Genomic DNA, 23,343 nt, shown 5'->3' with positions numbered 1-23,343 from the left:
CCGGGGCAAGCCCACCAAAAAACGCTGCGCTCCCATCATCCGGCCCCTGCGCTGCGCTCCGGGGTCCCCTCTCTCCGGCCTCCTGAAGTCGCGAAGATCAAAAGCGGGAGTGAAACCTGAAATCAACGCTGATGCTGGCCCGCGAGCGGCGATAGCCGCAGCGCTATCAGCACAATAGCGAACGGTGGTTGTTCTAAAACCTGCGAAAGAGGACAATTATCGGCTTCCCGTCACAACCAGCGACCTTGCATGGCCTTTCTTGCACTTGGTATCAACCATAAGACTGCCTCGGTAGACGTACGCGAGCGCGTGGCGTTTACCCCAGAGCAGCTGGTAGACGCCCTGCAGCAGCTCTGCCGACTGACGTCCAGCCGCGAGGCGGCGATCCTGTCGACCTGCAACCGCAGTGAGCTCTATATAGAGCAGGACCACCTGTCCGCCGACGCCGTGCTGCAGTGGCTGGCCGACTATCACCGCCTCAGCCTCGACGAGCTGCGCGCCAGCGCCTACGTGCATGAAGAGCACGAGGCCGTGAAGCATATGATGCGCGTGGCCTCGGGCCTGGACTCGCTGGTTCTCGGCGAGCCTCAGATCCTGGGCCAGATGAAGTCCGCCTACGCCGTGGCCCGCGAAGCCGGTACCGTCGGGCCGTTGCTCGGGCGCCTGTTCCAGGCTACCTTCAGCGCCGCCAAGCAGGTGCGTACCGACACCGCCATCGGTGAAAACCCGGTTTCGGTTGCGTTCGCCGCAGTCAGCCTGGCCAAGCAGATTTTTGCCGACCTGGGCCGTAGCCAGGCCCTGCTGATCGGTGCCGGCGAAACCATCACGCTGGTCGCCCGCCACCTGCACGAGCAGGGCGTACGCCGTATCGTGGTGGCCAACCGTACTCTGGAACGCGCCAGCATCCTGGCTGAGCAGTTCGGTGCGCATGCCGTGCTGCTGGCAGACATCCCACAGGAACTGGCCAACAGCGACATCGTGATCAGCTCCACCGCCAGTCAGTTGCCGATCCTGGGCAAGGGCGCGGTCGAGAGCGCACTGAAACAGCGCCGACACAAGCCGATCTTCATGGTCGACATCGCTGTCCCTCGCGATATCGAAACCGAAGTCGGCGAGCTGGACGACGTCTACCTGTACACCGTCGACGACCTGCACGATGTAGTGGCGGAAAACCTCAAGAGCCGCCAGGGCGCGGCCCAGGCGGCCGAAGAGCTGGTATCCGTGGGCGCCGAAGACTTCATGCTGCGCCTGCGCGAACTGGCTGCGGTGGACGTGCTCAGGGCCTATCGCCAGCAAAGTGAGCGCCTTCGCGACGAAGAACTGCAAAAGGCCTTGCGCCTGCTGGCCAATGGCGGCAACCCCGAAGACGTGCTGGCCCAACTGGCCCGGGGCCTGACCAACAAACTCCTGCATGCGCCCAGCGTGCAGTTGAAAAAGCTCTCGGCCGAGGGCCGCCTCGATGCGCTGGCCATGGCCCAGGAACTCTTTGCCCTCAACGAGGGCTCCACGGACAAATCCCCGCAATGAAAGCGTCGCTGCTGAACAAACTGGAAATCCTCCAGGACCGTTTTGAAGAACTCACCGCCCTGCTCGGTGACGCCGAGGTTATTTCCGACCAGACGCGTTTTCGCGCCTACTCCCGTGAGTATGCCGAGGTCGAGCCGGTTTACGCTGCCTATAAAGAGTGGCGTAAAGTCCAGGACGACCTCGAAGGCGCCCAGGCGCTGCTCAAGGACAGTGACCCGGACCTGCGTGAAATGGCCGTGGAAGAGGTGCGTGAAGCCAAGGAGCAACTGCTGACGCTGGAGGCGCAACTGCAGCGCATGCTGCTGCCCAAAGACCCCAACGACGGCCGCAACGTGTTTCTCGAAATCCGCGCCGGTACGGGGGGCGACGAGGCAGCCATTTTCTCTGGTGACCTGTTCCGCATGTACTCGCGCTACGCCGAAAAGCGCGGCTGGCGCCTGGAGATCTTGTCCGAGAACGAAGGCGAGCACGGCGGCTACAAGGAAATCATTGCCCGCGTCGAGGGCGAGAACGTCTACGGCAAGCTCAAGTTCGAGTCCGGTGCGCACCGGGTTCAGCGTGTGCCCGAGACCGAGTCCCAAGGCCGTGTCCACACTTCCGCGTGCACGGTGGCGGTGCTACCCGAGCCGGACGAGCAGGCTGCCATCGAAATCAACCCGGCCGACCTGCGCGTGGATACCTACCGTGCCTCCGGTGCCGGCGGCCAGCACGTCAACAAGACCGACTCGGCGATCCGCATCACCCACTTGCCCACCGGCATCGTGGTCGAATGCCAGGAGGAGCGCTCGCAGCACAAGAACCGCGCCCGTGCCATGTCCTGGCTGTCGGCCAAGCTGAACGACATGCAGACCAGCGCCGCGCAGAACGCCATTGCCAGTGAGCGCAAGTTGCTGGTGGGCTCCGGTGACCGCTCCGAGCGCATCCGCACCTACAATTACCCACAGGGCCGGGTGACCGATCACCGCATCAACCTGACCTTGTATTCGCTGGACGACATCCTCAGCGGTGGCGTAGACGCGGTGATCGAACCGCTGCTGGCCGAATACCAGGCCGATCAACTGGCCGCCTTGGGGGACTGATGACTGTCATCGCCAGCCTGTTGCGCAACGCGCAGTTGCCCGAATCGCCCACTGAGCGCCTGGATGCCGAGTTGCTGCTGGCTGCGGCCATCGGTAAGTCGCGCAGCTACCTGCACACCTGGCCTGAGCGTATCGTCAGCAGCGAAGATGCCGAGACCTATGCCAGCTACCTGCAGCGCCGCCGTGGCGGCGAGCCAGTGGCCTATATCCTTGGGCTGCAGGGCTTCTGGAAGATCGACCTGGAGGTTGCGCCGCATACCCTGATCCCGCGGCCGGATACCGAGCTACTGGTCGAGACGGCCCTTGAGCTGCAACCCGCTTCGCCAGCCAAGGTTCTTGACCTGGGTACGGGAACGGGTGCCATCGCCCTGGCGCTGGCCAGCGAGCGCCCGGCCTGGCAGGTGACAGCGGTTGACCGTGTGGAGGAGGCTGCTGCCCTCGCCGAGCGCAACCGTCAGCGGTTGGGACTGGCCAACGCTCGGGTACGGCTAAGCCACTGGTTCGACAGCCTGGCCGGCGAGCGTTTCGATCTCATCGTCAGCAACCCGCCCTACATCGCTGCTGAAGATCCGCACCTGGCGACCGGAGACGTGCGCTTCGAACCCAGCAGTGCACTGGTGGCCGGTGCCGATGGCCTGGACGACCTTCGTGTGATCGCTACCCAGGCCCCAGCGCACCTGTTGCCTGGTGGCTGGCTACTGCTGGAACATGGCTACGATCAGGCGGCAGCGGTACGCGCTCTGCTGGCTGAACATGGCTTTATCGAGGTGGCCAGCCGCACGGACCTGGGCGGCCATGAACGCATTACCCTGGGGCGACTGCCATGCTGAGTGATCAGGAACTGCTACGTTACAGCCGCCAGGTGCTGCTGGCTCAGATCGACATTGATGGCCAGCTGCGGCTCAAGCAGAGCAAAGCGCTGATTGTCGGGCTGGGTGGCCTGGGCTCGCCAGTTGCCCTTTATCTGGCCGCGGCCGGAGTAGGTGAGCTGCACCTGGCCGACTTCGACACCGTCGACCTGACCAACCTGCAACGCCAGGTAATCCACGACAGTGCCAGCGTCGGCATGAGCAAGGTCGACTCGGCCTTGCAGCGTTTGCAGGCTATCAACCCGGAAGTCAGCCTGGTTGCTCACCGCCAGGCACTGGACGAGGACTCGCTGGCGGCTGCGGTGGCGGCGGTCGACCTGGTGCTGGACTGCTCCGACAATTTCTCTACCCGCGAAGCGGTCAACGCTGCCTGTGTCGCCGCCAGCAAGCCACTGGTCAGCGGTGCGGCAATCCGTCTGGAAGGTCAACTGTCGGTGTTCGACCCGCGGCGCGACTACAGCCCGTGCTACCACTGCCTTTACGGACACGGTAGCGAAGCTGAACTGACTTGCAGCGAAGCAGGCGTCATTGGCCCGCTGGTGGGGCTGGTGGGTAGCCTGCAGGCGCTGGAGGCGATGAAGCTGCTGGCGGGCTTCGGTGAACCGTTGGTCGGCCGCTTGCTGTTGATTGATGCCCTAGGTACCCGTATCCGCGAGCTTCGTGTCAAGCGCGACCCGGCGTGCACGGTCTGTGGCAAGCGCGATGGCTGAGCGCTCGGCGCCGGTAGGCGTCATGGACTCGGGGGTTGGAGGTTTGTCGGTGCTCGCCGAGATCCAGCGCCTGCTGCCCAATGAGACGTTACTGTATGTGGCCGATTGCGGGCATATACCCTACGGTGAGAAGTCGCCGGACTATATCCGCGAGCGCTGCCGGCACATTGCCGGGTTCTTCCATGAGCAAGGCGCAAAGGCCATGGTGTTGGCCTGCAACACCGCCACGGTGGCGGCAGTGGCCGACCTGCGAGAGTTGTATCCGACCTGGCCGTTGGTGGGCATGGAGCCGGCCGTGAAGCCTGCTGCAGCCGCCACCCGCTCAGGCGTGGTCGGTGTGCTGGCCACTACCGGTACCCTGCAGAGTGCCAAGTTCGCAGCCTTGCTCGACCGCTTCGCCAATGACGTACGGGTTATCACCCAGCCTTGCCCAGGGCTGGTCGAGCTGATCGAAACCGGTGACCTTGCAAGCCCGGCGTTGCGCCAGATGCTGCAAGGTTACGTGCAGCCGCTGCTGGCAGCAGGTTGCGATACGCTGATCCTCGGCTGCACCCATTACCCTTTCCTTCGCCCATTGCTGGCCAGCATGGTGCCGGAGGACGTGGCCATCATCGACACCGGCGCGGCCGTGGCGCGTCAGTTGCGACGGCTGTTGGGTGCCAATGATCTGCTGGCCGAAGGCCCGGCTGGCGCTGCACGTTTCTGGACAAGCGCTGACCCAGAAATCCTAAGAAAAATCCTACCTGTGCTGTGGCATAAGTCCGGCGATGTGCAAAGCTTTGCGTTGTGAAAAAAACGTGAAAACCAGCTGAACTATCGTTCCACTTCTGCTTTCTACCGCTTTGCCTGAGATGAGGCGGACACTAACAACAGCATCAGGAAGAAGGATGTTTCTCATGAGGAAACTGCTCGGCTTGGCAGCGGCTGCTGCCTTTGTTATGGGACAATCGATGTCGGTACAAGCTGCAGATGTTTCGTTTTCGGTGGGGCAGACCGGCGATTCGACCATGGTCTACCGGCTAGGGCTGCAATCGAACTGGGATGCGAGCTGGTGGCAGACCAGCGTTGGTCGGCTGACCGGCTATTGGGATGGCGCCTACACCTACTGGGATGGCGACGAGACCGCGAGCAATCACAGCCTGTCCTTCGCGCCAGTGTTCGTCTATGAATTTGCCGGGGAGTCGGTGAAGCCTTACATCGAAGCGGGGATCGGGGTGGCGGCGTTCTCCAGCACCGAGTTGGAAAGCAACGAGCTGGGTTCGGCTTTCCAGTTCGAGGATCGCATCGGCTTTGGTTTGCGCTTTGCCGGCGGGCATGAGATTGGGGTGCGGGCGATTCACTACTCGAACGCCGGCATCAAAGAGCCCAATGATGGTGTAGAAAGCTATAGCTTGCATTACCGAATGGCGCTCTGAGTTCACCTGCATTCCCCCCTTCGCGGGCAATGCCCGCGAAGGGGGTAGTACTGAATTCAGGTGTTAGCGCGTCAGTGGCCACAGGCTACTGACGTCCAGCGTCTCCAGGACCAGTTCCGGTTCTCGCTGAGGCCACCGCCGCAATAACTCCTCAGCGGCACTGTCGGGCGTCCACGCCTCCGGTATCGCCTGTGCCGACGTCACCGTTACCTTCAGCGATTGTGGTCCTACAATGGTCAGTGCTACCCCTTGCTCCTCAAGGGCCTTGCGCTGCTCACGCATCCACTGCGGCAAGTTGTTCCAGCCCGCAGTCACCTGTGTCGGTGCAAACAGCTGCAACGCCGAATAACGGTTGAAAAGCGCCATCACCTGCGGTGACTGCCCCTTTGCCAGCAACGGCAGCGCTTTGCCCAGGCAATGCTCTGCGGCAAGCTGGTTGGTAGTGACGATTGTTTCGATCAGCTCAGCGTCATTGACATCGGCTGACAGGTAATCGCTGGTGCCGGTGTTGATGATCAGACCGTCCAGCGAACACCAGGCATGGCAAATCTGTTGGCATGCATGGGTGATTTGTTGTTCTTCATGCAACTGCCACGGCAAACGCAACAATTGGCGGCCGTAGCGTGCCCCCAAAGCATCCAGTGCAGCGCCATCCTTGCCGCTGGCGGCAACGCGATGCCCTTCCTCGAGCATCCTCTTCACCAAAGCCAAGCCAAGTCCGTTGCTTGCGCCCGTAACCCAGAAACTGCGTGAGTTATTCAAGACGTTATCCCCTGATTCTGCCGGCGTGGCAGCCCTTTGAACGCTTCCAGGGCCCGCTGGCGACTGCTGCTGAGATCTACGATTGGACTTAGGTAAGCAGTATTACCGAAAAGGTCCGTCGATTTAATGGGCTGATGGATGGCTTTTTCATCGAGCGCTTGTAGTTCTGGTACCCAGTGGCGAATGAAATGCCCCTGAGGATCGAAGCGCTGCGACTGCGAAATCGGGTTGAAGATACGGAAATAGGGCACCGCATCGGTGCCGGTGGACGCACTCCACTGCCAGCCCCCGTTGTTGGCGGCCAGGTCGCCGTCAATCAGGTGGCGCATGAAGTGCCGCTCGCCCTTGCGCCAGTCAATCAGCAGGTTCTTGCTGAGGAACATGGCCACGACCATGCGCAAGCGGTTGTGCATCCACCCGGTGTGCAGCAGTTGGCGCATGGCGGCATCGATGATCGGGAAACCGGTGCGGCCCTGCTCCCACGCCTCCAGGTCTGCCGGGGCGTCACGCCACGGCAGGGCCTCGGTCTGGGCACGGAAGGCGCGGTGGCGGGAGACCTGTGGATAACCGCTCAGGATGTGCTTGTAGAACTCGCGCCACAGTAGCTCGTTGACCCAGGTCTGCACGCCCGTGCTGCCACTGTCGAACTCGCCCCGGTTGCAGGCCAGTGCACCGTGCAAGCATTGGCGGGGCGAGATCACGCCGGCGGCCAGGTAGGGTGAAAGCTGGCTGGTACCGGGCTTGGCAGGCAAATCACGCAAGTGCTGGTAATCGTCGATGGCTTCGTCGAGGAAGCGTGACAGGCGGGACTGTGCCTCAGCCTCACCTGCTGGCCAGTGGGCGCGCACTGTGTGCGTGGTTGTTCCGAATCCCTCTACGTGTAGCGGGACCGGATCGCTGCCGATGTTCAACGGTGCCTGGCGCTTCACTCGCCGGGCCAAGGCCGGCAGGCTGCGGTGCAAATGTTCCAGGCAGGTTTTCTTGAACTGGCTGAAGACCTGGAAGTAATCGCCACTGCGGGTAAGCACGGTGCCCGGACGGAAGAACAGCTGGTCGAGGTAGCTGTGTGCCTGGATGGCCGACTTTTCCAGCAGTGCCCGGGTGGCATCATCCCGGCGCTGCTCATTGATGCCGTACTCCTCGTTCCAGTGCACGCTTTGCACCTGATGCTGGCGGCAGACATCGAGCACCGCCTGTGGCGCCTGGTCCCAGGTTTCGATTGTGCGGATCAGCAGGGGTATGTTCAGCTTTTCCAGTGATTGGCGCAGGTCATTCAGGTTACGCAGCCAGAAGTCGACTTTGCAGTCGGCATCGTCATGGGCTTGCCATTGCCCGGGGCTGACAAGCCACAGGGCGATGGTCGGGCCGCGCTCTGTGGAGGCGCTGAGTGCAGTGTTGTCATCGATGCGCAGGTCGCTGCGCAGCCAGGTCAGGTGCATGGGGGAGTTTTCTCTACAGGCTGTCGATCGTGGGCTTGAAGCACGCGCAATGCCGCCTGCGGGGTATCGAACAGGAAAAGATCGGGAAGCTCAAAAGCCTTCAAGCGGGCTTCATGCAGCGCCAGCGTGGTACCGCCCAGTAGCTTGGGGACCGGCAAGCCTTGCAGGGTGCGCAGCAACGCCTTGTCGTCGATGCGTGGCCCCAGGTGCAGGAGTAAGGCGCGTGGTTTCAGCACGTTGACGGCGCTTAGCAATTGCGGGCCTGCGACAGGCTGCTCGAGTACCTCGGCCGGGAAGCCGTTGCTGGTGAGCAGCCAGGCGCACAACCATAAGCCTGGACTGAAGGTGCGTTCGCTGTCTTCGGCCAGCAATACGGCAGGGCCTTGCAGCAGCTGGTTGTCGTGATACACGCGGGCACCGAGCTTGCTGCGTAGCCAGCTGTGGAAAAACACCTGCTCCAGCCGAGCGTTGAAGTAATTGCGCCAGCGCAGGTCGAGCATGTCGAGTAGCGGCAGCAGCAATTGCTCGCACAGGGTGACCGCCGGGTACAGCGCCATGGCCTGGTTAAGTTGCTGGTCGAGGGCGCGCTGTGACAGGCTGGCGATGGCCTCGATCAGCTGGAATTGCCTGGCTTGCCAGTCACCCTTTGGTGGAGTGCTGGTAGGTTTGTCGAGCAACTCGCGGACTTGGCCGACCGACGCGCCACGCTGCAGCCAGGCCAGGACGGCCTCGACGCGTTCGACCTGCTCAAGTGGATACAGGCGATGCCCCTTGGCGGTGCGCTGTGGCTTGAGCAACCCATAACGGCGCTCCCAGGCGCGCAGGGTGACGGGGTTGACGCCGGTGCGACGGGCCAGTTCGCCGATGGGCAGCAAATCCTCAGACCGCATTGCGCAAGCCCAGGCTCTCGGGGTGCGGTTGCAGGTAGGCTTGCTGCTGCAGGTAGGGGTCTGGGTGCTTGCGCAAATGGTGTTTGAGCAGGGTCAGTGGCACTACCAGTGGTACCACGCCTTGTTGGTATTGGCCGATGACTGCCTGCAACTCAGCCTTGTCCTGCTGCGTCAGGGCATCCTTGAAGTAACCGCTCAGGTGCTGCAGCACGTTGCTGTGGGTGCCGCGGCTGGCACAGCGGCGCAGGGCCTGCATCAGCTGGCTGAAATAGCGCGGGCCGATGCTCTGTGGTTCGTCATCCTTGCTCATGCTGCCAAGCAGGCGGCCGAGGGTGCGATAGGCCTGGGGGTTGTTGGCCATCAGCAAATACTTGTAGCGCGAATGAAAGCGCACCAGAGCACCACGGTTCAGGCCTTCGGCCAACAGGCGCTGCCAGTCGGCGTAGGCGTAAACGCGGCTTATGAAGTTTTCGCGCAGCACGGGGTCATGCAGCCGACCTTCTTCCTCTACTGGCAGGTCCGGGCGCAGCGCGCAGAAAGCCTGGGCATAGACACCACGGCCGCCATGCACGGCCGGGTGGCCATTGTCCTGATAGACCTTTACCCGTTCCAGGCCGCAAGAAGGAGACTTCTGCATGAAGATGTAGCCGCAGATGTCGTCAAGTTCGTTGGCCATCTGCTCACCATAGGTGCGCAGCGGGTCGGTCAGGTCCTTGCCGCGGTCGCGGGTGCCGACCACTTCGGGCTGTTCGGGGTTGCCGACCAGGCGAATCGGGTCACGGGGAATACCCAGGCCGATTGCCACTTCCGGACACACGGGTAGCCAGTCGAAGTGATGTTCCAGCTGTTTACGGCACAGGTCGGAAGCCTTGTGGCCGCCGTTGTAGCGCACGCTGTGCCCGGTCAGGCAGGCGCTGATGGCGATGCGTGGCTTGCTGTGTACGGAAGGGTCGTGCATGGCTGCCTCCGAAAATAAACCTGTACGTGACGCAAATCTTGTACAGGTTTATTTCAGCACAGCGCTGAAGTTATGCAAACTAGTATTTTTGTATAGTTCTGCATCACTCAAGGTGTTCGAGCAAGCGCCGAGCTGCTTCCTGGCCACTGAGCCAGGCGCCCTCGACGCGGCCGGACAGGCACCAGTCCCCACAGGCGTACAAGCCTTGGTCAGCATCCGCCAGTGCCCCCCACTCATGGTTGCTGCTGGGGCGGGCATAGAGCCAGCGGTGGGCGAGGGCGAAGGTGGGCGGCGGTACCACGCAGCCGACCAGCTCGGCGAATTCGCCCCACAGCTGTTCGATGACTTCTTCCTTGGGCAGGTCGATGTGCTGCCGGCTCCAGTCTGACGTGGCGTGTAGTACCCAGGTGTCCAGGTGCTCATCGCGGCCGGGCTTGCTGCGATTGCGGGCCAGCCAGCCCAGCGGGCTGTCCTGCACGAAGCAGCCTTGCATTGGCGTATCCAGCGGTGCCTCGAAGGCGAGGGCGACGGCCCAGGTAGGTTCCATTTGCACGCCAGCGGCCACGGCAGCCAGCTTCGGTGTGGCGGCCAGAAGTGGCGTGGCCTGCGGTGCCGGGACGGCGATCACTACACGGCTGTAGGGGCCGTGGCTGCAACCTTCGGTGTCCTGCAGGTGCCAGTACTGCTTGCCGCGAAACACTTCCGCGATGCGGCAGCCGAAGTTGACGGTGACGTCCTTGAGCAAGCCTCGGGTGATGGCGCTCATGCGTGGCACGCCTACCCAGCGCGTCTGCTCGTCGGGGGAGGGGGTGAGTTCGCCATCAAGGTAGTTGTACAGCTGAGGCTTCCACTGCTCGGCCCAGCCAGCGGCCACCCATTGCTGCACCTGATCGACAAAGCGGCGGTCACGGGCCGTGAAGTATTGGGCTCCGAGGTCGAGGGCGCCGGCCTCGCTGCGTTTGCTGGCCATGCGCCCGCCACTGCCGTGGCCTTTGTCGAACAAGTGCACGGATTGCCCGGCCTTCTGCAAGGCCTGGGCGGCTGACAAGCCGGCGATGCCGGCCCCGATGATGGCGATAGGTACTGTCATGATGGCCTCTTCAAACCTTGCTGTGAGCAGACTACGCTGTCAGGCAAACCTGTACAATGCACAAATTATGTATAAGGTTATTCCGTGTGGCGAACAGGTTGGCCTATGTTTATCCGAGAGCGTCGGGTCAAAAAAGTGCCTTGATGTTAAAAATAGACCACCGCCGCATTCTGCGAGGACACAGCCATGCATATATTGCTGACAGGTGGCACCGGTTTGATTGGCAAGCATCTATGCCAGTACTGGCTTGGCCAAGGGCATCGACTTACGGTTTGGAGTCGGCGTCCTGAACAGGTGGCGAAGATTTGTGGTAGCGGGGTACGTGGCATCGCCCGCCTGGAGCAGCTGGAGGCCGATGATCATCTTGATGCGGTGGTCAACCTTGCCGGTGCGCCGATTGCCGACAGGCCCTGGACGGCCGCCCGGCGCAACTTGTTGTGGGCCAGCCGTGTCACCCTTACCGAGCAATTGCTGGCTTGGCTGGGCACCCGTGAGCAGCGCCCGGAGGTGTTGATCTCCGGCTCTGCGGTAGGTTGGTACGGAGACGGCGGCGAACGTGAACTGACCGAGGCTTCACCCCCGGTGCGTGAAGATTTCGCCAGCCAGTTGTGTATTGCCTGGGAAGAGACCGCCCAGCGTTCGCAAGCACAGGGGATCCGCGTGGTACTGGTACGTACCGGCCTGGTGCTGGCCAGTGACGGCGGCTTTTTGTCGCGCCTGCGCGTGCCCTTCAAGCTGGGGCTGGGCGGGCCTTTGGGCAACGGGCGGCAGTGGATGCCCTGGGTTCATATAGATGACCAGGTCGCCCTGATTGATTTTCTCTTGCAGCACAAGGATGCCAGCGGTCCTTATAATGCCTGTGCCCCGGAGCCTGTGCGCAACCGTGAGTTTGCCAGGCGACTGGGCCGCGCCCTGCATCGGCCGGCGCTGCTGCCAGTGCCGGCATTGCTGCTCAAGGCCGGGCTTGGCGAGATGTCGACCTTGCTGCTGGGAGGCCAGCGGGCGCGCCCGGTACGCTTGCTCGAAGCCGGCTTCACCTTCCGCTTCAACGATCTGCAATCGGCGCTGGACAACCTGTCCAGTCGCCTCTGACATAGGACGCTGCATGACCGATCACGCCCTGCTGCTGGTCAACCTGGGTTCCCCGGCCTCCACCTCGGTGGCCGATGTGCGCCGCTACCTCAACCAGTTCCTCATGGACCCGTACGTGGTCGACCTGCCGTGGCCGGTGCGGCGCTTGCTGGTGTCACTGATCCTGATCAAGCGCCCGGAGCAGTCGGCACATGCCTACGCTTCGATCTGGTGGGAGGAGGGCTCGCCTTTGGTTGTGCTGACCCGTCGCCTGCAGGCCGCGATGGTTGAGCACTGGCCCCATGGCCCGGTGGAAATTGCCATGCGCTACGGCCAGCCGGCCTTGCCTGATGTGTTGGCGCGGTTGGCCGCTCAAGGTGTGCGCAAGGTGACTTTGGCACCGCTTTATCCACAGTTCGCCGACAGTACGGTGACCACTGTGGTCGAGCAGGCAAAACAGACGGTCAGCGAGCGGCAGTTGCCGTTGCAGATGCGCGTGCTGCAGCCGTTCTACGAGCACCCAGCGTACATCGAGGCGCTGGCAGCCAGCGCCCGGCCATACCTGGAGCAGGGTTACGACCACCTGCTGCTGAGCTTCCATGGCTTGCCGGAACGGCACCTGAAGAAGCTGTTTCCGAAGGGGGTCAAGCACGACCTGCGTGCTGCCGATTGCTGCCACGGTGCACCCGCCGAAGTACGTTCGGTTTGCTATCGCGGGCAATGCCTGGCTTCGGCCAAGGCCTTTGCGCAGCGCATGGGCATACCTGATGGCAAATGGTCGGTATCGTTCCAGTCGCGGCTGGGGCGGGACAAGTGGATCGAACCCTACACCGAGACGCGGTTGGATGAGCTGGCCAAGGCCGGGGTGAAGAAGCTGCTGGTGATGTGCCCTGCGTTTGTGGCGGATTGCATCGAGACGCTGGAAGAGATTGGCATGCGTGGCAGCGAGCAGTTTGTCGAGGCTGGCGGCCAGGAGCTGGTGCTGGTGCCGTGCCTGAATGATCACCCGGAGTGGGTCAGGGTGTTGGCTGATATGTGTGAAAAGGCCTGAATCAAAGGGGCCGTGTTGCGGCCCCTTCCGACCGGTTATACATCCAGCTTCTTGTGCTTCCAGCCATCATTGCCCGGCAGAATCAGGTTCAGGGCAATAGCCACAATGGCGCACAGGGCGATGCCCTTCAGGCCCCAGTCATCCGGGCCGTCACCGCTGCCGATCAGCACGCCGCCGATACCGAACACCAGTGTCACCGAGACGATCACCAGATTGCGTGCTTCGGCCAGGTCGATCTGGTGGCGGATCATGGTGTTCATGCCCACCGCTGCAATCGAGCCGAACAGCAGGCACAAAATGCCGCCCATCACCGGCACCGGGATGCTCTGCAGCAGCGCGCCGAACTTGCCGATGAAGGCCAGGGTAATGGCGAAGACCGCCGCCCAGGTCATGATCTTCGGGTTGTAGTTCTTGGTCAGCATCACCGCGCCGGTCACTTCGGCGTAGGTGGTGTTGGGCGGGCCGCCGAACAGGCCGGCAGCAGTGGTGGCCAGGCCGTCGCCCAGCAAAGTGCGGTGCAGGCCGGGCTTTTTCAGGTAGTCACGGCCGGTCACGCTGCCCACTGCGATCACCCCGCCGATGTGCTCGATCGCCGGCGCCAGAGCAACCGGGACGATGAACAGAATGGCCTGCCAGTTGAACGCAGGGGCGGTGAAATTGGGGATTTCCAGCCACGGTGCGGCAGCGATCCTGGCGGTGTCGACCACGCCAAAGGCGAACGACAGGGCAAAGCCCACCAGCACGCCGGAGATGATGGGAACCAGGCGGAAAATACCTTTGCCGAATACGGCAACGATCAAGGTTGTCAGCAGCGCTGGCATCGAGATCAGCATGGCCGTCTTGTACGGCATCAGCGCTGTACCGTCCCCACCTTTGCCCATCGCCATGTTGGCGGCGATCGGTGCCATGGCCAGGCCGATGGAGATGATCACCGGGCCGATCACGACCGGCGGCAGCATGCGGTCGATGAAACCGGTGCCTTTGACTTTGACCATCAGCCCCATGAAGGTGTACACGAAGCCAGCAGCCATTACACCACCCATGGTCTCGGCAAGCCCGAACTGGCCTTTGGCGAGGATGATCGGCGTAATGAAGGCAAAGCTCGAGGCCAGGAACACGGGTACCTGACGACCGGTGACCAGCTGGAATAGCAGCGTGCCGATGCCGGCGGTGAACAGCGCGACGTTCGGGTCGAGGCCGGTGATCAGGGGCATCAGCACCAGCGCGCCGAATGCCACGAAGAGCATCTGCGCGCCCGAAACGACCTGGCGCCAGAGCGGGTCGTTGAAGCCGTCCTGCATGGTCAGGCGTCCTTTTGCTTGGTGCCGAAGATCTTGTCACCGGCATCGCCCAGGCCAGGCACGATGTAGCCGTGTTCGTTCAGGTGCTGGTCGATCGAGGCGGTGTAGATCTTCACGTCCGGGTGGGCTTTTTCCACCACCTCGATGCCTTCTGGCGCGGCGACCAGGACCATGGCGCGAATCTCTTTACAGCCGGCCTTTTTCAACAGGTCGATGGTGGCAACCATCGAGCCGCCGGTGGCCAGCATCGGGTCGATGATCAGGGCCAGGCGCTGGTTGATGTCCGGCGCGAGCTTTTCCAGGTAGGTATGGGCTTCGAGGGTTTCTTCGTTACGGGCAACGCCGACGGCGCTGACCTTGGCACCCGGAATCAGGCTGAGCACGCCGTCGAGCATGCCGATGCCGGCGCGCAGGATCGGTACTACAGTGATCTTCTTGCCGGCGATTTTTTCAACCGAGACCTTGCCACACCAGCCGTCGATCTCGTAGGTTTCGAGGGGCAGGTCCTGGGTGGCTTCATACGTCAGGAGCGCGCCGACTTCCTGGGCGAGTTCGCGAAAGTTTTTGGTACTGATATCGGCACGGCGCATCAGGCCGAGCTTGTGGCGGATCAGCGGATGGCGGATCTCACGAGTGGGCATAGGGGGGCTCCGAAAGGCGGGCAAAAAAACCGCGCTAGATTAATCTATTCAGCCTTTGCTGTCGTCTGGTCATTCTGGACGTTAGTCCATAAATGCTTGATCTGTGACGAGCGGATGCGTACCTTTGCCCGCTTTTCCAAAATGCACCCCCCGGAGAGCGCCATGTCCGCCGATCTCGAGCATATCCGTCAAGTCATGCGTGAAGCTGACTGCCTGTACACCGAAGCCGAAGTCGAAGCGGCCATCGCCAAAGTCGGCGAGCAGATCTGCAAGGACCTGCACGACAAGAACCCGGTTGTGTTCTGCGTGATGAACGGCGGCCTGATCTTCTCCGGCAAACTGCTGACCCACCTGCAGTTCCCGCTGGAAGCTTCGTACCTGCACGCTACCCGCTACCGCAACCAGACCAGCGGTGGCGAGCTTTTCTGGAAGGCCAAGCCGGAAGTGTCGTTCATCGACCGTGACGTGTTGATCGTCGATGATATCCTCGACGAAGGGCACACCCTCAGCGCCATCATCGAGTTTTGCAAGCATGCCGGCGCCCGCTCGGTGTACACCGCTGTGCTGATCGACAAGGACCACGACCGCAAGGCAAGCCCTGACCTCAAGGCCAACTATGTGGGCCTGCCTTGCGTTGATCGCTATATCTTCGGTTACGGCATGGACTACAAAGGTTACTGGCGCAACGCTAACGGCATCTTCGCCGTAAAGGGGCTGTAACCGTGCGCCAGCCTGCGTTCATCGACCAATCGCTGTTCGCCGGGCTGGCCGAAAAGGCTACTGCCAACCCGCGCGGGCGGCAGCATCACACCTTCCATGAAATGGAAGAGCCGTGCCATCGCATGGCGGTCGGGCTGCAACCGAGCACCTACATTCCGCCGCATCGCCATTTGAGCGCCGACAAGGCTGAAACCTTGATAGCGCTCAAGGGGCGCTTTGGCCTGTTGATCTTCGATGAGCAAGGCGCGGTCACTGACAAGCGGGTGCTGCAGGCCGGTGGCGACTGTCTGGGGGTGGATCTGGCGCCTGGTACCTACCATGGCTTGGTGGTGCTGGAGCCGGACAGTATGTTGTTCGAGTGCAAGGCTGGGCCATACCGACCGGTGGGCGAGGGTGAGCACGCACACTGGGCGCCGCGCGAGGGTGAAGCCGGTGTGGCCGATTACCAGGCCTGGATGCGCGCGCTTTTCGATTGATATCGGCTGTACCCGGCGTGCTAGAGTGCTCCTTCAGACAAGGAGCCTCACATGCGTGCGATTCTTCCCCTCCTGCTGGCGGTCAGTATGCCGCTCGCTGCCGCACCGCTGCACAGTCAGTTCCTGCCACCTGATGACCAGTCCCTGCGCCAGGAAGCGCCGACCAGCCAGCAATTGCTGCAGGTGACTGACTATTCGGTGGTCGTAGGGGCCCAGCGCCAGTCCGATCAGCAACCGATCCCGATCACATCGTCATTGCAGGTGCGTCTGAAGGGCAAGCCGCTGAGCAAGGGTGCGACCATTGCCCAGGTGCTGCTGACGTTCGATGGTGAAGCGGCCAAAAGCCTGAAAAAGCCTGTGTATGACGCTAAAACCCGTACCTTGAGCCTGAATTACCCGGTCAGCAACTACCGGGTGGTCATGGACCTGCTGCGTAACGAAACCCTATACGTGCAGTTTCTGACTTATGGCAACGGCCACATCTGGGCCGACCTGCACACCGGGACGGTACGTACGCGTTGAGGCGCGAAGCCTGCGGGGGGTAAACTGCCGGCCTTCGAAATTCAGTGATGGTCCAGTTGGAGTCGGCAATGCGTAAAGACAAGAAACAGGTAATCGGTGACGAAATCAGCGACGACTACATCAAGTCGTTCCTTCAGTTCGAGCCGGCCGATGGTGTGACTTCGCCGTCGCTGCACAAGCTGGTCAAGGCCTACCGTGGCCTGCGCGTTGACGACTTCGAGCGCTTTGTAGGCTTCTTCGTCGAAGCTGGTCTGGACCTGGATGGCAAGGACGAGCACGGCAAAACCTTCGTCGAGCAGATTGCCGACCAGCGCAATGCACCTGAGTACATCGAGATCATCGATAAAGCCCGTGGCTGATTGGTAACCTGTCCCGGCCCTTTCGCGGGTAAACCCGCTCCTACAAAGGATATGCGGTCCTTGTAGGAGCGGGTTTACCCGCGAAAGGGCCGGCACAGGCTGACAAACACCCAGGCACAAAAAAACGCCCCGAGGGGCGTTTTTTCGTTAGCAGGCAGTTCAGGCGTAATGCTTGGCCGCCGGGCTGCTTTCTGCCAGGTCCAGGGCCGCGTCGTTATCGGCACTGATCTTGTGGTACAGCGCAGCATCGGTTGCCAGGGTCTTCTCGCGAGCCGGGAAGATTTCCTTGAGCTTGGCAGCCCAGGCACCCTTGGCCTGCTCGGGGAAGCAGCGCTCAATCAGTTCCAGCATGATCGATACGGTTACCGAGGCACCCGGCGATGCGCCGAGCAGTGCGGCCAGGCTGCCGTCCTGGGCCGAGACCAGCTCGGTACCGAACTGCAGCACGCCGCCTTTCTTCGGGTCTTTCTTGATGATCTGCACACGCTGACCAGCCACTTCCAGGCGCCAGTCCTCGGCCTTGGCCTGCGGATAGAAGCGACGCAGGGCTTCCAGGCGCTGCTCCATCGACTGCATCACTTCGCTGACCAGGTACTTGGTCAGGTCCATGTTGTCGCGGGCCACAGCCAGCATCGGGCCGATGTTGCCCATGCGCACCGACAGCGGCAGGTCCATCAGCGAGCCGTGCTTGAGGAACTTGGTGGTGAAGCCGGCATAGGGGCCGAACAGCAGCGAAGTCTTGCCGTCCACGACGCGGGTGTCCAGGTGCGGTACCGACATCGGCGGGGCGCCTACGGCGGCCTGGCTATACACTTTGGCCTGGTGCTGCTTGACGATTTCCGGGTTGTCGCAGCGCAGCCACTGGCCGCTGACCGGGAAGCCGCCGAAGCCTTTGCTTTCCGGAATGCCGGACAACTGCAGCAGCGGCAGGGCCGCGCCACCAGCGCCGAGGAAGACGAAGCGGGCGTCGACTTCACGGCTGCCGCCGCTGTTGACGTCCTTGATGCTCACGGTCCAGCCGCTGCCGTTACGGCGCAGGCCAACAACCTTCTTGCTGTACTTGACCTGCGCGTCCGGCGAGTCGCCCAGCAGCTTGAGCAGCTTGTTGGTCAGTGCGCCGAAGTTCACGTCGGTGCCTTTGGCCACGCGGGTAGCGGCGATGTGCTGGTCGGCCGGGCGGCCAGGCATCATCAGCGGCATCCAGTCGTTCATCACGGCCTTGTCTTCGGTGTATTCCATCTCGGCGAAGGCATGGTGCTGCTTGAGCAGCTCGAAGCGCTTCTTGAGGAAGGAAACACCCTTGTCACCCTCGACATAACTCAGGTGCGGGACAGGGTTGATGAAGGCACGCGCCGAGCCGAAGTTGCCCTTCTTGCACAGGTAGGCCCAGAACTGGCGCGAAACCTCGAACTGGGTGTTGATGTGCACGGCCTTCTTGATGTCGATGCTGCCATCGGCGGCCTGCGGCGTGTAGTTCAGCTCGCACAGGCCGGCGTGGCCGGTGCCTGCGTTGTTCCAGGGGTTGGAGCTTTCCGCGGCCCCGGAGTCCATCGCCTCGACGACCTCAAGCTTCAGGGTCGGGTCAAGCTCCTTCAGCAGTACGGCCAGGGTGGCACTCATGATGCCCGCGCCTACCAGTACCACATCAACCGATTCGTTCTGCGCCATTTAACGCGTCTCCACAATCTACAGCTACCTAATTGACAGCATAGGACCTGGGGTTGCCAGGGTCGCCATGTCCGACTTTTCGCAGTTCTTGCAACTTCCGCGGACACCGCCAATCAGTCTTCGGGTTCGGGTATTGAACGCCGTTTGCCACAGGTGCGGCAATTCGACTTATGGTCAAGGTGTCGTGCGTGCGTTATGGAACGGTTCAGACACTCATACAGGATGAGCGCATCTGCCGCCTGTTCAGGGCTGTTCGGGACACATCTGCCGCTTTTGCACATGCCAGACTGTTCATTTGCTCGCCACACTCTTGTGAAGTTGTGAAAACCGTTTTTTCACGCTCTTTTGGAGACGTGAACCTCAAAAGGGGACTGCGCGATGGCAACCCGCAGGTTCATGCAGTGTGAAGGGCCGGAAAAACAGGCACGACAGCCGATGCAAGACCTGAGTGGAAGGCTCTCTGTGGGCGAAGCGGTGAAGTTGCCGGGGTCAATCGGCGGATGCGGGGCCCGATCAGGAGACGTCCTTATAATCGGGGGGAGATTATAGCGATGTCGCGGGCAGAAATGTCGCCATTCGTGGTTTTTATTGCAGCGTTTGTCAGACAGCGAGGAGGCGCTGGTGCCAACGGCGGCTTGCGCGGGCGCAAACCCGGGCTTCGATGGGCAGCTCGCGCCCCAGCCAGGCTAGCTGAATTTCGCTGACCTGCACCCAGTCGATGCCGCTTGGTGCCTGGCTGCATTGCTTGAAGGCCAGGCATTTGCCATCAGCGTCAAGGCGGGCATAAGCGTTGTGGCGCGGCCGTTGGAAGAGCAGAGTCCAGAGCGAGGCCATGGCGGCGAGTCCTTTGCGTTAGGGCTTGGCGCAAGGATAAGGGAGTGGCCATGAAACGATTGTGACAACCGGGGCGGGCCGATGACTGGTCTGTGCCTGGCTGGGTATACTGTGGGCCTTTGCCGCATTTTCTGGAGAAACGCGCATGTTGCAACGTCTGTTGTTCGGTTTGATCGCCGTGGCCAGCCTCAGCCTGGTCGGTTGTGCCCACAGCCCGCAACAACTCAATCCGCAACCCACGCTCAAGGCCCAGCTGGCCCCGGTCGGCCATGGCCAGCCGGTAGTGGTCCGGGTAGTGGATGGGCGGCCTTCGCAGTCCCTGGGTACCCGCGGTGGCATGTACCCCGAGACCAGCACCATCAGTGTCAGCGGTAATGACGTGGTGCCCAAGCTGCAGGCTCAGGCTGAAGCGGCTGTGCGCCTGCTCGGCTTCACCCCGACCCCGAACGCCGGCAATGCACCGCAGCTGACCGTGACCCTGGCTGAGCTGAAGTACCAGTCGCCCAAAGACAACCTTTACGTGACCGAGGCCACCATCGGCGCCACCTTCCGTGCTGATGTGACCAATGGTGGCCGCCGTTACAGCGGCCGTTATGGCGCTTCGCTGGACCAGCGTTTCGGCATGGCGCCGAATCAGGACACCAATAACCAGCTGGTGGGTGATGTGCTGAGCGATGCCCTGACCCGCCTGTTCAAGGACCCGAGCATCGGGCAGGTGCTCGGTCAGTAAGCTTCAGGTTGTACAAGAAAACCCGCTGCCTGAGTGACAGGCCGCGGGTTTTTTATTGTCCGGTCGGCGCAGGCTCACGCAGCTTCTATGTGGAAATCCAGCAAGCTGAATCCTGTGCCTGCATGCACTTCGGGCAAATCCTCATGCGCGTGCCCGCCAAGCGCACAGTAGACCAGCCACTGGCGGTCCTGCACATTGATGGCAAAACCATCGATCAACGCCTGTTGTTCATCGCTCTGGGCAACGAGGTAGAGGCGGTCCTGGTTTTCGGCGTGCAACATGAAAAGGCTCCGGGCCATGAAAAGGCCGACAGGGTCGCCTGTATTGATGACGGGCGGATGACAGATGAAATTTAATGACAGTTTGTCGCCAAAGCCGGGCACCAAGGTGCGACTTGGGTAGAATGCTGGCCTTTGCCGTTGCTCACACCGAGGTTGCGTGATGTCTTTGCAAGTGCTCTGGGGGTTCCTGGCCGCCCACCCCACCAAGCTGATCAACCTGCTGGCGCTGCTGCTGACCTGCCCGGGCGGTTTGCTGCTGCACAGTGCGCGGCGGCGCGAGGCCGAAACCCGCGAGTACATGGCAGCAGACGAGGGGGTCGTGGACGCGTTCGACCTTCGGGTGCCGAAATACTTCTACATTCTTGGCTTTTCGTGCCTGGCGATGGCGCTGCTGCTGTCCTGGTTCAGCACCTGGGTCTGAGAACCATCGGGGCCGCAAGGCAGCCCCGAACCTGATCAGGCTACAGGTGCCTGCTGTCTGACCTGGTACTGGTTGCGCACCGGCGTCGCATACTGCAACACCAGGTAAGGCCGCTGCTCTTGCGGGCAGGCATCCAGACGCCGTTGCCATTCTTCCTTGGCCTTGGCCAGCTCATCCGCCGGGAACACCTTCTCAGCGCTTGGCACCTGCAGGGCTTCGTCCTTGCCCTCCCACATCGCATACGCCAGGTAATGCACCGGGAACAGTCGGTAGCCCCCCAGAATCTGCCGGTCGATCTCCGCAGCCAGCTGCTTGGTGTCTTCGTGGTATTCGGTTACTGGCGGCGCAAAGTTGATGTGCACGCGGCCCTTGTAGCCGGTAATGCCTTTGGCAATGCTGTTGTCATCTTCGCCCGGCGCCTTCTTGTAGGTGCCGGTGGTGGCGCGGATGTACAGCTCCCGGGCCTTGGCCTGGTCGCACGGGTCGTACTCGTAGCTGATCGACACCGGGGTCAGGTTCAGGCTCTGGATCACTGCACCGAACGGCTCGTCCTTGCGGCTCATGTGGAACATCTTGAGGATCGCCGAGTCGGTGCGGTCGTCACCGTCCTTGGCCCGACCTTCGGCCTGGGCGATCCAGATCGAGGTGGCATCGTTACGGATCGAGTGGTTGATGTAGGCCGATAGCAGTTGGTAAGCAGCCAGTTTTTCGCGTCGCCCGCTGATCGAACGGTGCACGATGAAGCTCTTGTTCAGGCGCATCATGTCGCTGACAAAGGGCTTTTGCAGCAGGTTGTCGCCAATGGCGATGCGCGGCGTGGGCAGGCCGGCGTGGTACACCGCATAGTTGACGAAGGCCGGGTCCATGACGATGTCACGGTGGTTGGCCAGGAACAGGTAGGCGGTGCCGGCCTTGAGCTGTTCCACACCCGAGTAGGTGACGCCGTCGGTGGCGCGATCGATGGTCTGGTCGACGTAGTACTCGACTTTGTCCTGCAAGGTCGAGACACAGGTAACGCCGGCGAATTCCTTGCGCAGGCGGCGTGCAATCAAGGGCTTGAGCAACCAGCCGAGAGCACCGGCCGCCCGCGGAAAGCGGAAGTGGGTGAGGATATCGAGGAATGCCGGGTCGCTGAGCAGGCGTGCCAGAACGGCAGGGACCTCAGCGTCGTCGTACGGTCGGATGGCATCGAATTCGCCCATCATGCTCTCTTGTTGGAAACGGCTAGGGTAATAAGGTAGGGACGGGCTCCGAAAAACGGCTCGGACGCACACAGGCCCTGTAAACAGACCGGCAATTATACGCATAAGTCACTGCGGAGGCCGCGATGCTGGAAACCGACTTCTATGATTGCCCTTATTGTGGCGAACGTGTGGAAACTACCGTCGATCTATCTGCTGGCGACCAGGTTTATACCGAGGATTGCCAGGTGTGCTGCCAGCCTGTGGTGTGCATTCTGCAGGTGCACGGTGACGAATGGATGCTTGAAGTCCGCCGCGAGGACGACACCTGATGCAGCGCATCTATGAACCGGAAAGCCTGCTCGAGGCGCAAATGCTGGCGGGCATGCTTGCCAGCGAAGGGATCGAGGTACATGTGGTCGGCCGTGACCTGCTCGGTGCCGCCGGCGAGCTGCCTTTGCAGGGGCTGCTGGGGCTCATTGTCGCTGATGAGCAGGCCGAATGCGCACGGCGTCTGATCGATGCGTACAATGATGCCCAGCCATTGGTTGGCGACGAACCGGAGGATGTCCCCGGTACCTTGATCTGCTAGGTTCTGAATTCGCCCATGTGTGGACGTTACGCCCTGTTTCGCTGGCCCCAGGCCCTTGCCAGTCTGCCGGGCTTCCCCGTCGGCCAGCCGGCCCAATGGAATATATCGCCTGGGGCGTCGGTGCTGATCCAGCGTCAGCTTGACGGCCAACAGCAACTGGCCAAGGCGCGCTGGGGGTTGACCCCGGCCTGGCTCACCGACCTGTCCCGTACCCCCGCCCATGCCCGGGCCGAAACGCTGGCCGAACAGCCAATGTTTCGCGATGCATTTCGCCAGCGTCGCTGCCTGATGCCGGCCAACGGCTTTTACGAATGGCGTGGCAACGTGCGCAAACGCCCGTTCTGGTTGACCCCGGGGGAGGGGGCGTCGTTGTACTTTGCGGCGGTTTGGGAAGCCTACCCGGTGCAGGACCAGGTATGGCTGAGTTGCGCGGTGGTGACCCAGGCCGCCATGAACCAGCGCCGGCCGCTCATCCTCGACGAAGCGGGGCAGGCGGCCTGGCTTGACCCGGACACGCCGGTTGCCCGTTTGCACGAGCTGCTGGCCAGCCCGCCGGCGACGTTGCGTGAGCGAGCCTTGGCCAATTTCGTCAATGACCCGAAGCTGGATGCGCCGGAGTGTTTGACCCCGGCTTGATAGGTTGTCTGCGCCGGTCCTTTGGCGGGCAAGCCCGCTCCTACAACGGTCGTGTTCCCCTGTGCGGACGGGCTTGCCTGCGAAGGGATCGGTACAGGCGACGAAAATCTTCCCTGCGGC

General features: G+C 62.0%; 28 protein-coding genes. 17 read left to right on the top strand and 11 right to left on the bottom strand.

The window, feature by feature from the left end:
• Positions 1 to 249: 249 nt before the first annotated feature.
• The 6 genes from hemA to ACF8EA_RS21645 all read left to right on the top strand — a co-directional run bounded on the left by hemA (position 250) and on the right by ACF8EA_RS21645 (position 5,600).
• Entirely contained in the window at positions 250 to 1,527 is a 1,278-nt protein-coding gene (gene hemA, locus ACF8EA_RS21670) for a glutamyl-tRNA reductase (RefSeq protein ID WP_003247394.1), read from the top strand.
• Positions 1,524 to 2,606 (top strand): peptide chain release factor 1, encoded by a 1,083-nt coding sequence (gene prfA / locus ACF8EA_RS21665; protein ID WP_003247392.1) that lies wholly within the window; start codon positions 1,524 to 1,526, stop codon positions 2,604 to 2,606. The genes hemA and prfA overlap by 4 nt, the downstream gene beginning before the upstream one ends.
• Positions 2,606 to 3,436: a peptide chain release factor N(5)-glutamine methyltransferase gene (prmC, locus tag ACF8EA_RS21660; protein WP_021783503.1), complete on the top strand. Its 831-nt coding sequence runs from the start codon at positions 2,606 to 2,608 to the stop codon at positions 3,434 to 3,436. The genes prfA and prmC overlap by 1 nt, the downstream gene beginning before the upstream one ends.
• Positions 3,430 to 4,185 carry a molybdopterin-synthase adenylyltransferase MoeB gene (locus ACF8EA_RS21655; protein ID WP_028698055.1) on the top strand — a complete coding sequence of 252 codons (756 nt, stop codon included), beginning with the start codon at positions 3,430 to 3,432 and terminating at the stop codon, positions 4,183 to 4,185. Before prmC ends, ACF8EA_RS21655 begins: the two co-directional genes overlap by 7 nt.
• The gene (murI, locus tag ACF8EA_RS21650; protein WP_028698056.1) at positions 4,178 to 4,975 is read left to right on the top strand and encodes a glutamate racemase; all 798 of its coding nucleotides are present in this window, start codon (positions 4,178 to 4,180) and stop codon (positions 4,973 to 4,975) included. Before ACF8EA_RS21655 ends, murI begins: the two co-directional genes overlap by 8 nt.
• 106 nt (positions 4,976 to 5,081) lie before the next feature.
• The gene (locus tag ACF8EA_RS21645; RefSeq protein ID WP_028698057.1) at positions 5,082 to 5,600 is read left to right on the top strand and encodes an acyloxyacyl hydrolase; all 519 of its coding nucleotides are present in this window, start codon (positions 5,082 to 5,084) and stop codon (positions 5,598 to 5,600) included.
• Positions 5,601 to 5,663: 63 nt separating this feature from the next.
• On the opposite strand, the gene ACF8EA_RS21640 is transcribed toward ACF8EA_RS21645, so the two are convergent.
• The 5 genes from ACF8EA_RS21640 to ACF8EA_RS21620 all read right to left on the bottom strand — a co-directional run bounded on the left by ACF8EA_RS21640 (position 5,664) and on the right by ACF8EA_RS21620 (position 10,739).
• A complete protein-coding gene (locus ACF8EA_RS21640) occupies positions 5,664 to 6,362 on the bottom strand; it encodes an SDR family oxidoreductase (RefSeq protein WP_392523163.1) in 699 nt (232 codons plus the stop codon).
• Positions 6,359 to 7,801: a deoxyribodipyrimidine photo-lyase gene (gene phrB, locus ACF8EA_RS21635; protein ID WP_021783498.1), complete on the bottom strand. Its 1,443-nt coding sequence runs from the start codon at positions 7,799 to 7,801 to the stop codon at positions 6,359 to 6,361. Before phrB ends, ACF8EA_RS21640 begins: the two co-directional genes overlap by 4 nt.
• Positions 7,792 to 8,691, bottom strand: coding sequence for a MerR family transcriptional regulator (locus ACF8EA_RS21630; RefSeq protein WP_274118920.1), 900 nt, complete (start codon positions 8,689 to 8,691; stop codon positions 7,792 to 7,794). The genes phrB and ACF8EA_RS21630 overlap by 10 nt, the downstream gene beginning before the upstream one ends.
• Positions 8,681 to 9,649: a DUF523 and DUF1722 domain-containing protein gene (locus tag ACF8EA_RS21625; protein ID WP_274118921.1), complete on the bottom strand. Its 969-nt coding sequence runs from the start codon at positions 9,647 to 9,649 to the stop codon at positions 8,681 to 8,683. Before ACF8EA_RS21625 ends, ACF8EA_RS21630 begins: the two co-directional genes overlap by 11 nt.
• A 103-nt stretch (positions 9,650 to 9,752) precedes the next feature.
• Positions 9,753 to 10,739 carry an NAD(P)/FAD-dependent oxidoreductase gene (locus ACF8EA_RS21620; protein WP_021783495.1) on the bottom strand — a complete coding sequence of 329 codons (987 nt, stop codon included), beginning with the start codon at positions 10,737 to 10,739 and terminating at the stop codon, positions 9,753 to 9,755.
• A gap of 186 nt (positions 10,740 to 10,925) precedes the next feature.
• Here ACF8EA_RS21620 and ACF8EA_RS21615 point away from each other — a divergent pair, with 186 nt between their 5' ends.
• Both ACF8EA_RS21615 and hemH read left to right on the top strand, forming a co-directional pair.
• Positions 10,926 to 11,831, top strand: a complete 906-nt coding sequence (locus ACF8EA_RS21615) for a TIGR01777 family oxidoreductase (protein ID WP_274118922.1) — start codon at positions 10,926 to 10,928, stop codon at positions 11,829 to 11,831.
• 13 nt (positions 11,832 to 11,844) lie between these two features.
• Complete coding sequence (gene hemH, locus ACF8EA_RS21610) at positions 11,845 to 12,861, top strand: ferrochelatase (protein WP_274118923.1); 1,017 nt, start codon at positions 11,845 to 11,847, stop codon at positions 12,859 to 12,861.
• Positions 12,862 to 12,896: 35 nt separating this feature from the next.
• Here the strand turns inward: hemH and ACF8EA_RS21605 are convergent, their stop codons facing one another.
• Positions 12,897 to 14,162 (bottom strand): uracil-xanthine permease family protein, encoded by a 1,266-nt coding sequence (locus ACF8EA_RS21605; protein WP_103443485.1) that lies wholly within the window; start codon positions 14,160 to 14,162, stop codon positions 12,897 to 12,899.
• A gap of 2 nt (positions 14,163 to 14,164) precedes the next feature.
• Positions 14,165 to 14,803, bottom strand: a complete 639-nt coding sequence (gene upp, locus ACF8EA_RS21600) for a uracil phosphoribosyltransferase (RefSeq protein ID WP_103470146.1) — start codon at positions 14,801 to 14,803, stop codon at positions 14,165 to 14,167.
• A 162-nt stretch (positions 14,804 to 14,965) separates the two neighbouring features.
• Between upp and ACF8EA_RS21595 the strand changes: the two genes are divergently transcribed.
• The 4 genes from ACF8EA_RS21595 (at position 14,966) to ACF8EA_RS21580 (ending at position 16,880) form a co-directional block, all read left to right on the top strand.
• Positions 14,966 to 15,523 carry a hypoxanthine-guanine phosphoribosyltransferase gene (locus tag ACF8EA_RS21595; RefSeq protein WP_003247364.1) on the top strand — a complete coding sequence of 186 codons (558 nt, stop codon included), beginning with the start codon at positions 14,966 to 14,968 and terminating at the stop codon, positions 15,521 to 15,523.
• A gap of 2 nt (positions 15,524 to 15,525) precedes the next feature.
• Complete coding sequence (locus tag ACF8EA_RS21590) at positions 15,526 to 15,999, top strand: WbuC family cupin fold metalloprotein (protein ID WP_392523161.1); 474 nt, start codon at positions 15,526 to 15,528, stop codon at positions 15,997 to 15,999.
• 51 nt (positions 16,000 to 16,050) lie between these two features.
• Complete coding sequence (locus ACF8EA_RS21585; RefSeq protein WP_021783490.1) at positions 16,051 to 16,521, top strand: hypothetical protein; 471 nt, start codon at positions 16,051 to 16,053, stop codon at positions 16,519 to 16,521.
• A gap of 68 nt (positions 16,522 to 16,589) precedes the next feature.
• A complete protein-coding gene (locus tag ACF8EA_RS21580; RefSeq protein WP_003247360.1) occupies positions 16,590 to 16,880 on the top strand; it encodes a PA4642 family protein in 291 nt (96 codons plus the stop codon).
• 159 nt (positions 16,881 to 17,039) lie between these two features.
• Here the strand turns inward: ACF8EA_RS21580 and mqo are convergent, their stop codons facing one another.
• Together mqo and ACF8EA_RS21570 are read right to left on the bottom strand one after the other, a co-directional pair.
• Positions 17,040 to 18,548, bottom strand: coding sequence for a malate dehydrogenase (quinone) (gene mqo, locus ACF8EA_RS21575; protein WP_021783488.1), 1,509 nt, complete (start codon positions 18,546 to 18,548; stop codon positions 17,040 to 17,042).
• 600 nt (positions 18,549 to 19,148) lie between these two features.
• Entirely contained in the window at positions 19,149 to 19,382 is a 234-nt protein-coding gene (locus tag ACF8EA_RS21570) for a hypothetical protein (protein ID WP_028698060.1), read from the bottom strand.
• Between the two features lie 145 nt (positions 19,383 to 19,527).
• On the opposite strand from ACF8EA_RS21570, the gene ACF8EA_RS21565 reads away from it, so the two are divergent.
• On the top strand, positions 19,528 to 20,112 hold the full coding sequence (locus tag ACF8EA_RS21565) for a YajG family lipoprotein (RefSeq protein WP_021783486.1): 585 nt from the start codon (positions 19,528 to 19,530) through the stop codon (positions 20,110 to 20,112).
• A 74-nt stretch (positions 20,113 to 20,186) separates the two neighbouring features.
• Here the strand turns inward: ACF8EA_RS21565 and ACF8EA_RS21560 are convergent, their stop codons facing one another.
• Complete coding sequence (locus ACF8EA_RS21560) at positions 20,187 to 20,393, bottom strand: hypothetical protein (RefSeq protein ID WP_031322363.1); 207 nt, start codon at positions 20,391 to 20,393, stop codon at positions 20,187 to 20,189.
• Positions 20,394 to 20,553: 160 nt separating this feature from the next.
• Here ACF8EA_RS21560 and ACF8EA_RS21555 point away from each other — a divergent pair, with 160 nt between their 5' ends.
• The gene (locus tag ACF8EA_RS21555; RefSeq protein ID WP_021783484.1) at positions 20,554 to 20,814 is read left to right on the top strand and encodes a hypothetical protein; all 261 of its coding nucleotides are present in this window, start codon (positions 20,554 to 20,556) and stop codon (positions 20,812 to 20,814) included.
• 35 nt (positions 20,815 to 20,849) lie between these two features.
• Here the strand turns inward: ACF8EA_RS21555 and ACF8EA_RS21550 are convergent, their stop codons facing one another.
• Positions 20,850 to 22,019, bottom strand: coding sequence for a 1-acyl-sn-glycerol-3-phosphate acyltransferase (locus tag ACF8EA_RS21550; protein WP_014589682.1), 1,170 nt, complete (start codon positions 22,017 to 22,019; stop codon positions 20,850 to 20,852).
• A gap of 122 nt (positions 22,020 to 22,141) precedes the next feature.
• Between ACF8EA_RS21550 and ACF8EA_RS21545 the strand changes: the two genes are divergently transcribed.
• From ACF8EA_RS21545 to ACF8EA_RS21535, 3 genes are read left to right on the top strand one after another with little or no spacing between them, the layout of a single operon-like run.
• On the top strand, positions 22,142 to 22,327 hold the full coding sequence (locus ACF8EA_RS21545) for a CPXCG motif-containing cysteine-rich protein (RefSeq protein WP_010951999.1): 186 nt from the start codon (positions 22,142 to 22,144) through the stop codon (positions 22,325 to 22,327).
• A complete protein-coding gene (locus ACF8EA_RS21540) occupies positions 22,327 to 22,587 on the top strand; it encodes a putative signal transducing protein (RefSeq protein ID WP_021783483.1) in 261 nt (86 codons plus the stop codon). The genes ACF8EA_RS21545 and ACF8EA_RS21540 overlap by 1 nt, the downstream gene beginning before the upstream one ends.
• Positions 22,588 to 22,602: 15 nt before the next feature.
• On the top strand, positions 22,603 to 23,223 hold the full coding sequence (locus ACF8EA_RS21535; RefSeq protein WP_021783482.1) for an SOS response-associated peptidase: 621 nt from the start codon (positions 22,603 to 22,605) through the stop codon (positions 23,221 to 23,223).
• Positions 23,224 to 23,343 lie beyond the last annotated feature (120 nt).

Source organism: Pseudomonas sp. YQ_5 (genome assembly GCF_043103305.1).
Taxonomy (GTDB): domain Bacteria; phylum Pseudomonadota; class Gammaproteobacteria; order Pseudomonadales; family Pseudomonadaceae; genus Aquipseudomonas; species Aquipseudomonas putida_Y.
Note: the sequence above shows the minus strand (reverse complement) of the source record. Positions and strands in the feature narration are given on the sequence as shown.

What these genes read in the sequence shown, in the direction of transcription:
- hemA (WP_003247394.1), top strand. Translation starts at nt 250, where the DNA reads ATGGCCTTTCTTGCACTTGGTATCAACCATAAGACTGCCTCGGTAGAC.
- prfA (WP_003247392.1), top strand. Translation starts at nt 1,524, where the DNA reads ATGAAAGCGTCGCTGCTGAACAAACTGGAAATCCTCCAGGACCGTTTT.
- prmC (WP_021783503.1), top strand. Translation starts at nt 2,606, where the DNA reads ATGACTGTCATCGCCAGCCTGTTGCGCAACGCGCAGTTGCCCGAATCG.
- ACF8EA_RS21655 (WP_028698055.1), top strand. Translation starts at nt 3,430, where the DNA reads ATGCTGAGTGATCAGGAACTGCTACGTTACAGCCGCCAGGTGCTGCTG.
- murI (WP_028698056.1), top strand. Translation starts at nt 4,178, where the DNA reads ATGGCTGAGCGCTCGGCGCCGGTAGGCGTCATGGACTCGGGGGTTGGA.
- ACF8EA_RS21645 (WP_028698057.1), top strand. Translation starts at nt 5,082, where the DNA reads ATGAGGAAACTGCTCGGCTTGGCAGCGGCTGCTGCCTTTGTTATGGGA.
- phrB (WP_021783498.1), bottom strand. Translation starts at nt 7,801, where the DNA reads ATGCACCTGACCTGGCTGCGCAGCGACCTGCGCATCGATGACAACACT.
- ACF8EA_RS21630 (WP_274118920.1), bottom strand. Translation starts at nt 8,691, where the DNA reads ATGCGGTCTGAGGATTTGCTGCCCATCGGCGAACTGGCCCGTCGCACC.
- ACF8EA_RS21625 (WP_274118921.1), bottom strand. Translation starts at nt 9,649, where the DNA reads ATGCACGACCCTTCCGTACACAGCAAGCCACGCATCGCCATCAGCGCC.
- ACF8EA_RS21620 (WP_021783495.1), bottom strand. Translation starts at nt 10,739, where the DNA reads ATGACAGTACCTATCGCCATCATCGGGGCCGGCATCGCCGGCTTGTCA.
- ACF8EA_RS21615 (WP_274118922.1), top strand. Translation starts at nt 10,926, where the DNA reads ATGCATATATTGCTGACAGGTGGCACCGGTTTGATTGGCAAGCATCTA.
- hemH (WP_274118923.1), top strand. Translation starts at nt 11,845, where the DNA reads ATGACCGATCACGCCCTGCTGCTGGTCAACCTGGGTTCCCCGGCCTCC.
- ACF8EA_RS21605 (WP_103443485.1), bottom strand. Translation starts at nt 14,162, where the DNA reads ATGCAGGACGGCTTCAACGACCCGCTCTGGCGCCAGGTCGTTTCGGGC.
- upp (WP_103470146.1), bottom strand. Translation starts at nt 14,803, where the DNA reads ATGCCCACTCGTGAGATCCGCCATCCGCTGATCCGCCACAAGCTCGGC.
- ACF8EA_RS21595 (WP_003247364.1), top strand. Translation starts at nt 14,966, where the DNA reads ATGTCCGCCGATCTCGAGCATATCCGTCAAGTCATGCGTGAAGCTGAC.
- ACF8EA_RS21585 (WP_021783490.1), top strand. Translation starts at nt 16,051, where the DNA reads ATGCGTGCGATTCTTCCCCTCCTGCTGGCGGTCAGTATGCCGCTCGCT.
- ACF8EA_RS21580 (WP_003247360.1), top strand. Translation starts at nt 16,590, where the DNA reads ATGCGTAAAGACAAGAAACAGGTAATCGGTGACGAAATCAGCGACGAC.
- mqo (WP_021783488.1), bottom strand. Translation starts at nt 18,548, where the DNA reads ATGGCGCAGAACGAATCGGTTGATGTGGTACTGGTAGGCGCGGGCATC.
- ACF8EA_RS21570 (WP_028698060.1), bottom strand. Translation starts at nt 19,382, where the DNA reads ATGGCCTCGCTCTGGACTCTGCTCTTCCAACGGCCGCGCCACAACGCT.
- ACF8EA_RS21565 (WP_021783486.1), top strand. Translation starts at nt 19,528, where the DNA reads ATGTTGCAACGTCTGTTGTTCGGTTTGATCGCCGTGGCCAGCCTCAGC.
- ACF8EA_RS21560 (WP_031322363.1), bottom strand. Translation starts at nt 20,393, where the DNA reads ATGTTGCACGCCGAAAACCAGGACCGCCTCTACCTCGTTGCCCAGAGC.
- ACF8EA_RS21555 (WP_021783484.1), top strand. Translation starts at nt 20,554, where the DNA reads ATGTCTTTGCAAGTGCTCTGGGGGTTCCTGGCCGCCCACCCCACCAAG.
- ACF8EA_RS21550 (WP_014589682.1), bottom strand. Translation starts at nt 22,019, where the DNA reads ATGATGGGCGAATTCGATGCCATCCGACCGTACGACGACGCTGAGGTC.
- ACF8EA_RS21545 (WP_010951999.1), top strand. Translation starts at nt 22,142, where the DNA reads ATGCTGGAAACCGACTTCTATGATTGCCCTTATTGTGGCGAACGTGTG.
- ACF8EA_RS21540 (WP_021783483.1), top strand. Translation starts at nt 22,327, where the DNA reads ATGCAGCGCATCTATGAACCGGAAAGCCTGCTCGAGGCGCAAATGCTG.
- ACF8EA_RS21535 (WP_021783482.1), top strand. Translation starts at nt 22,603, where the DNA reads ATGTGTGGACGTTACGCCCTGTTTCGCTGGCCCCAGGCCCTTGCCAGT.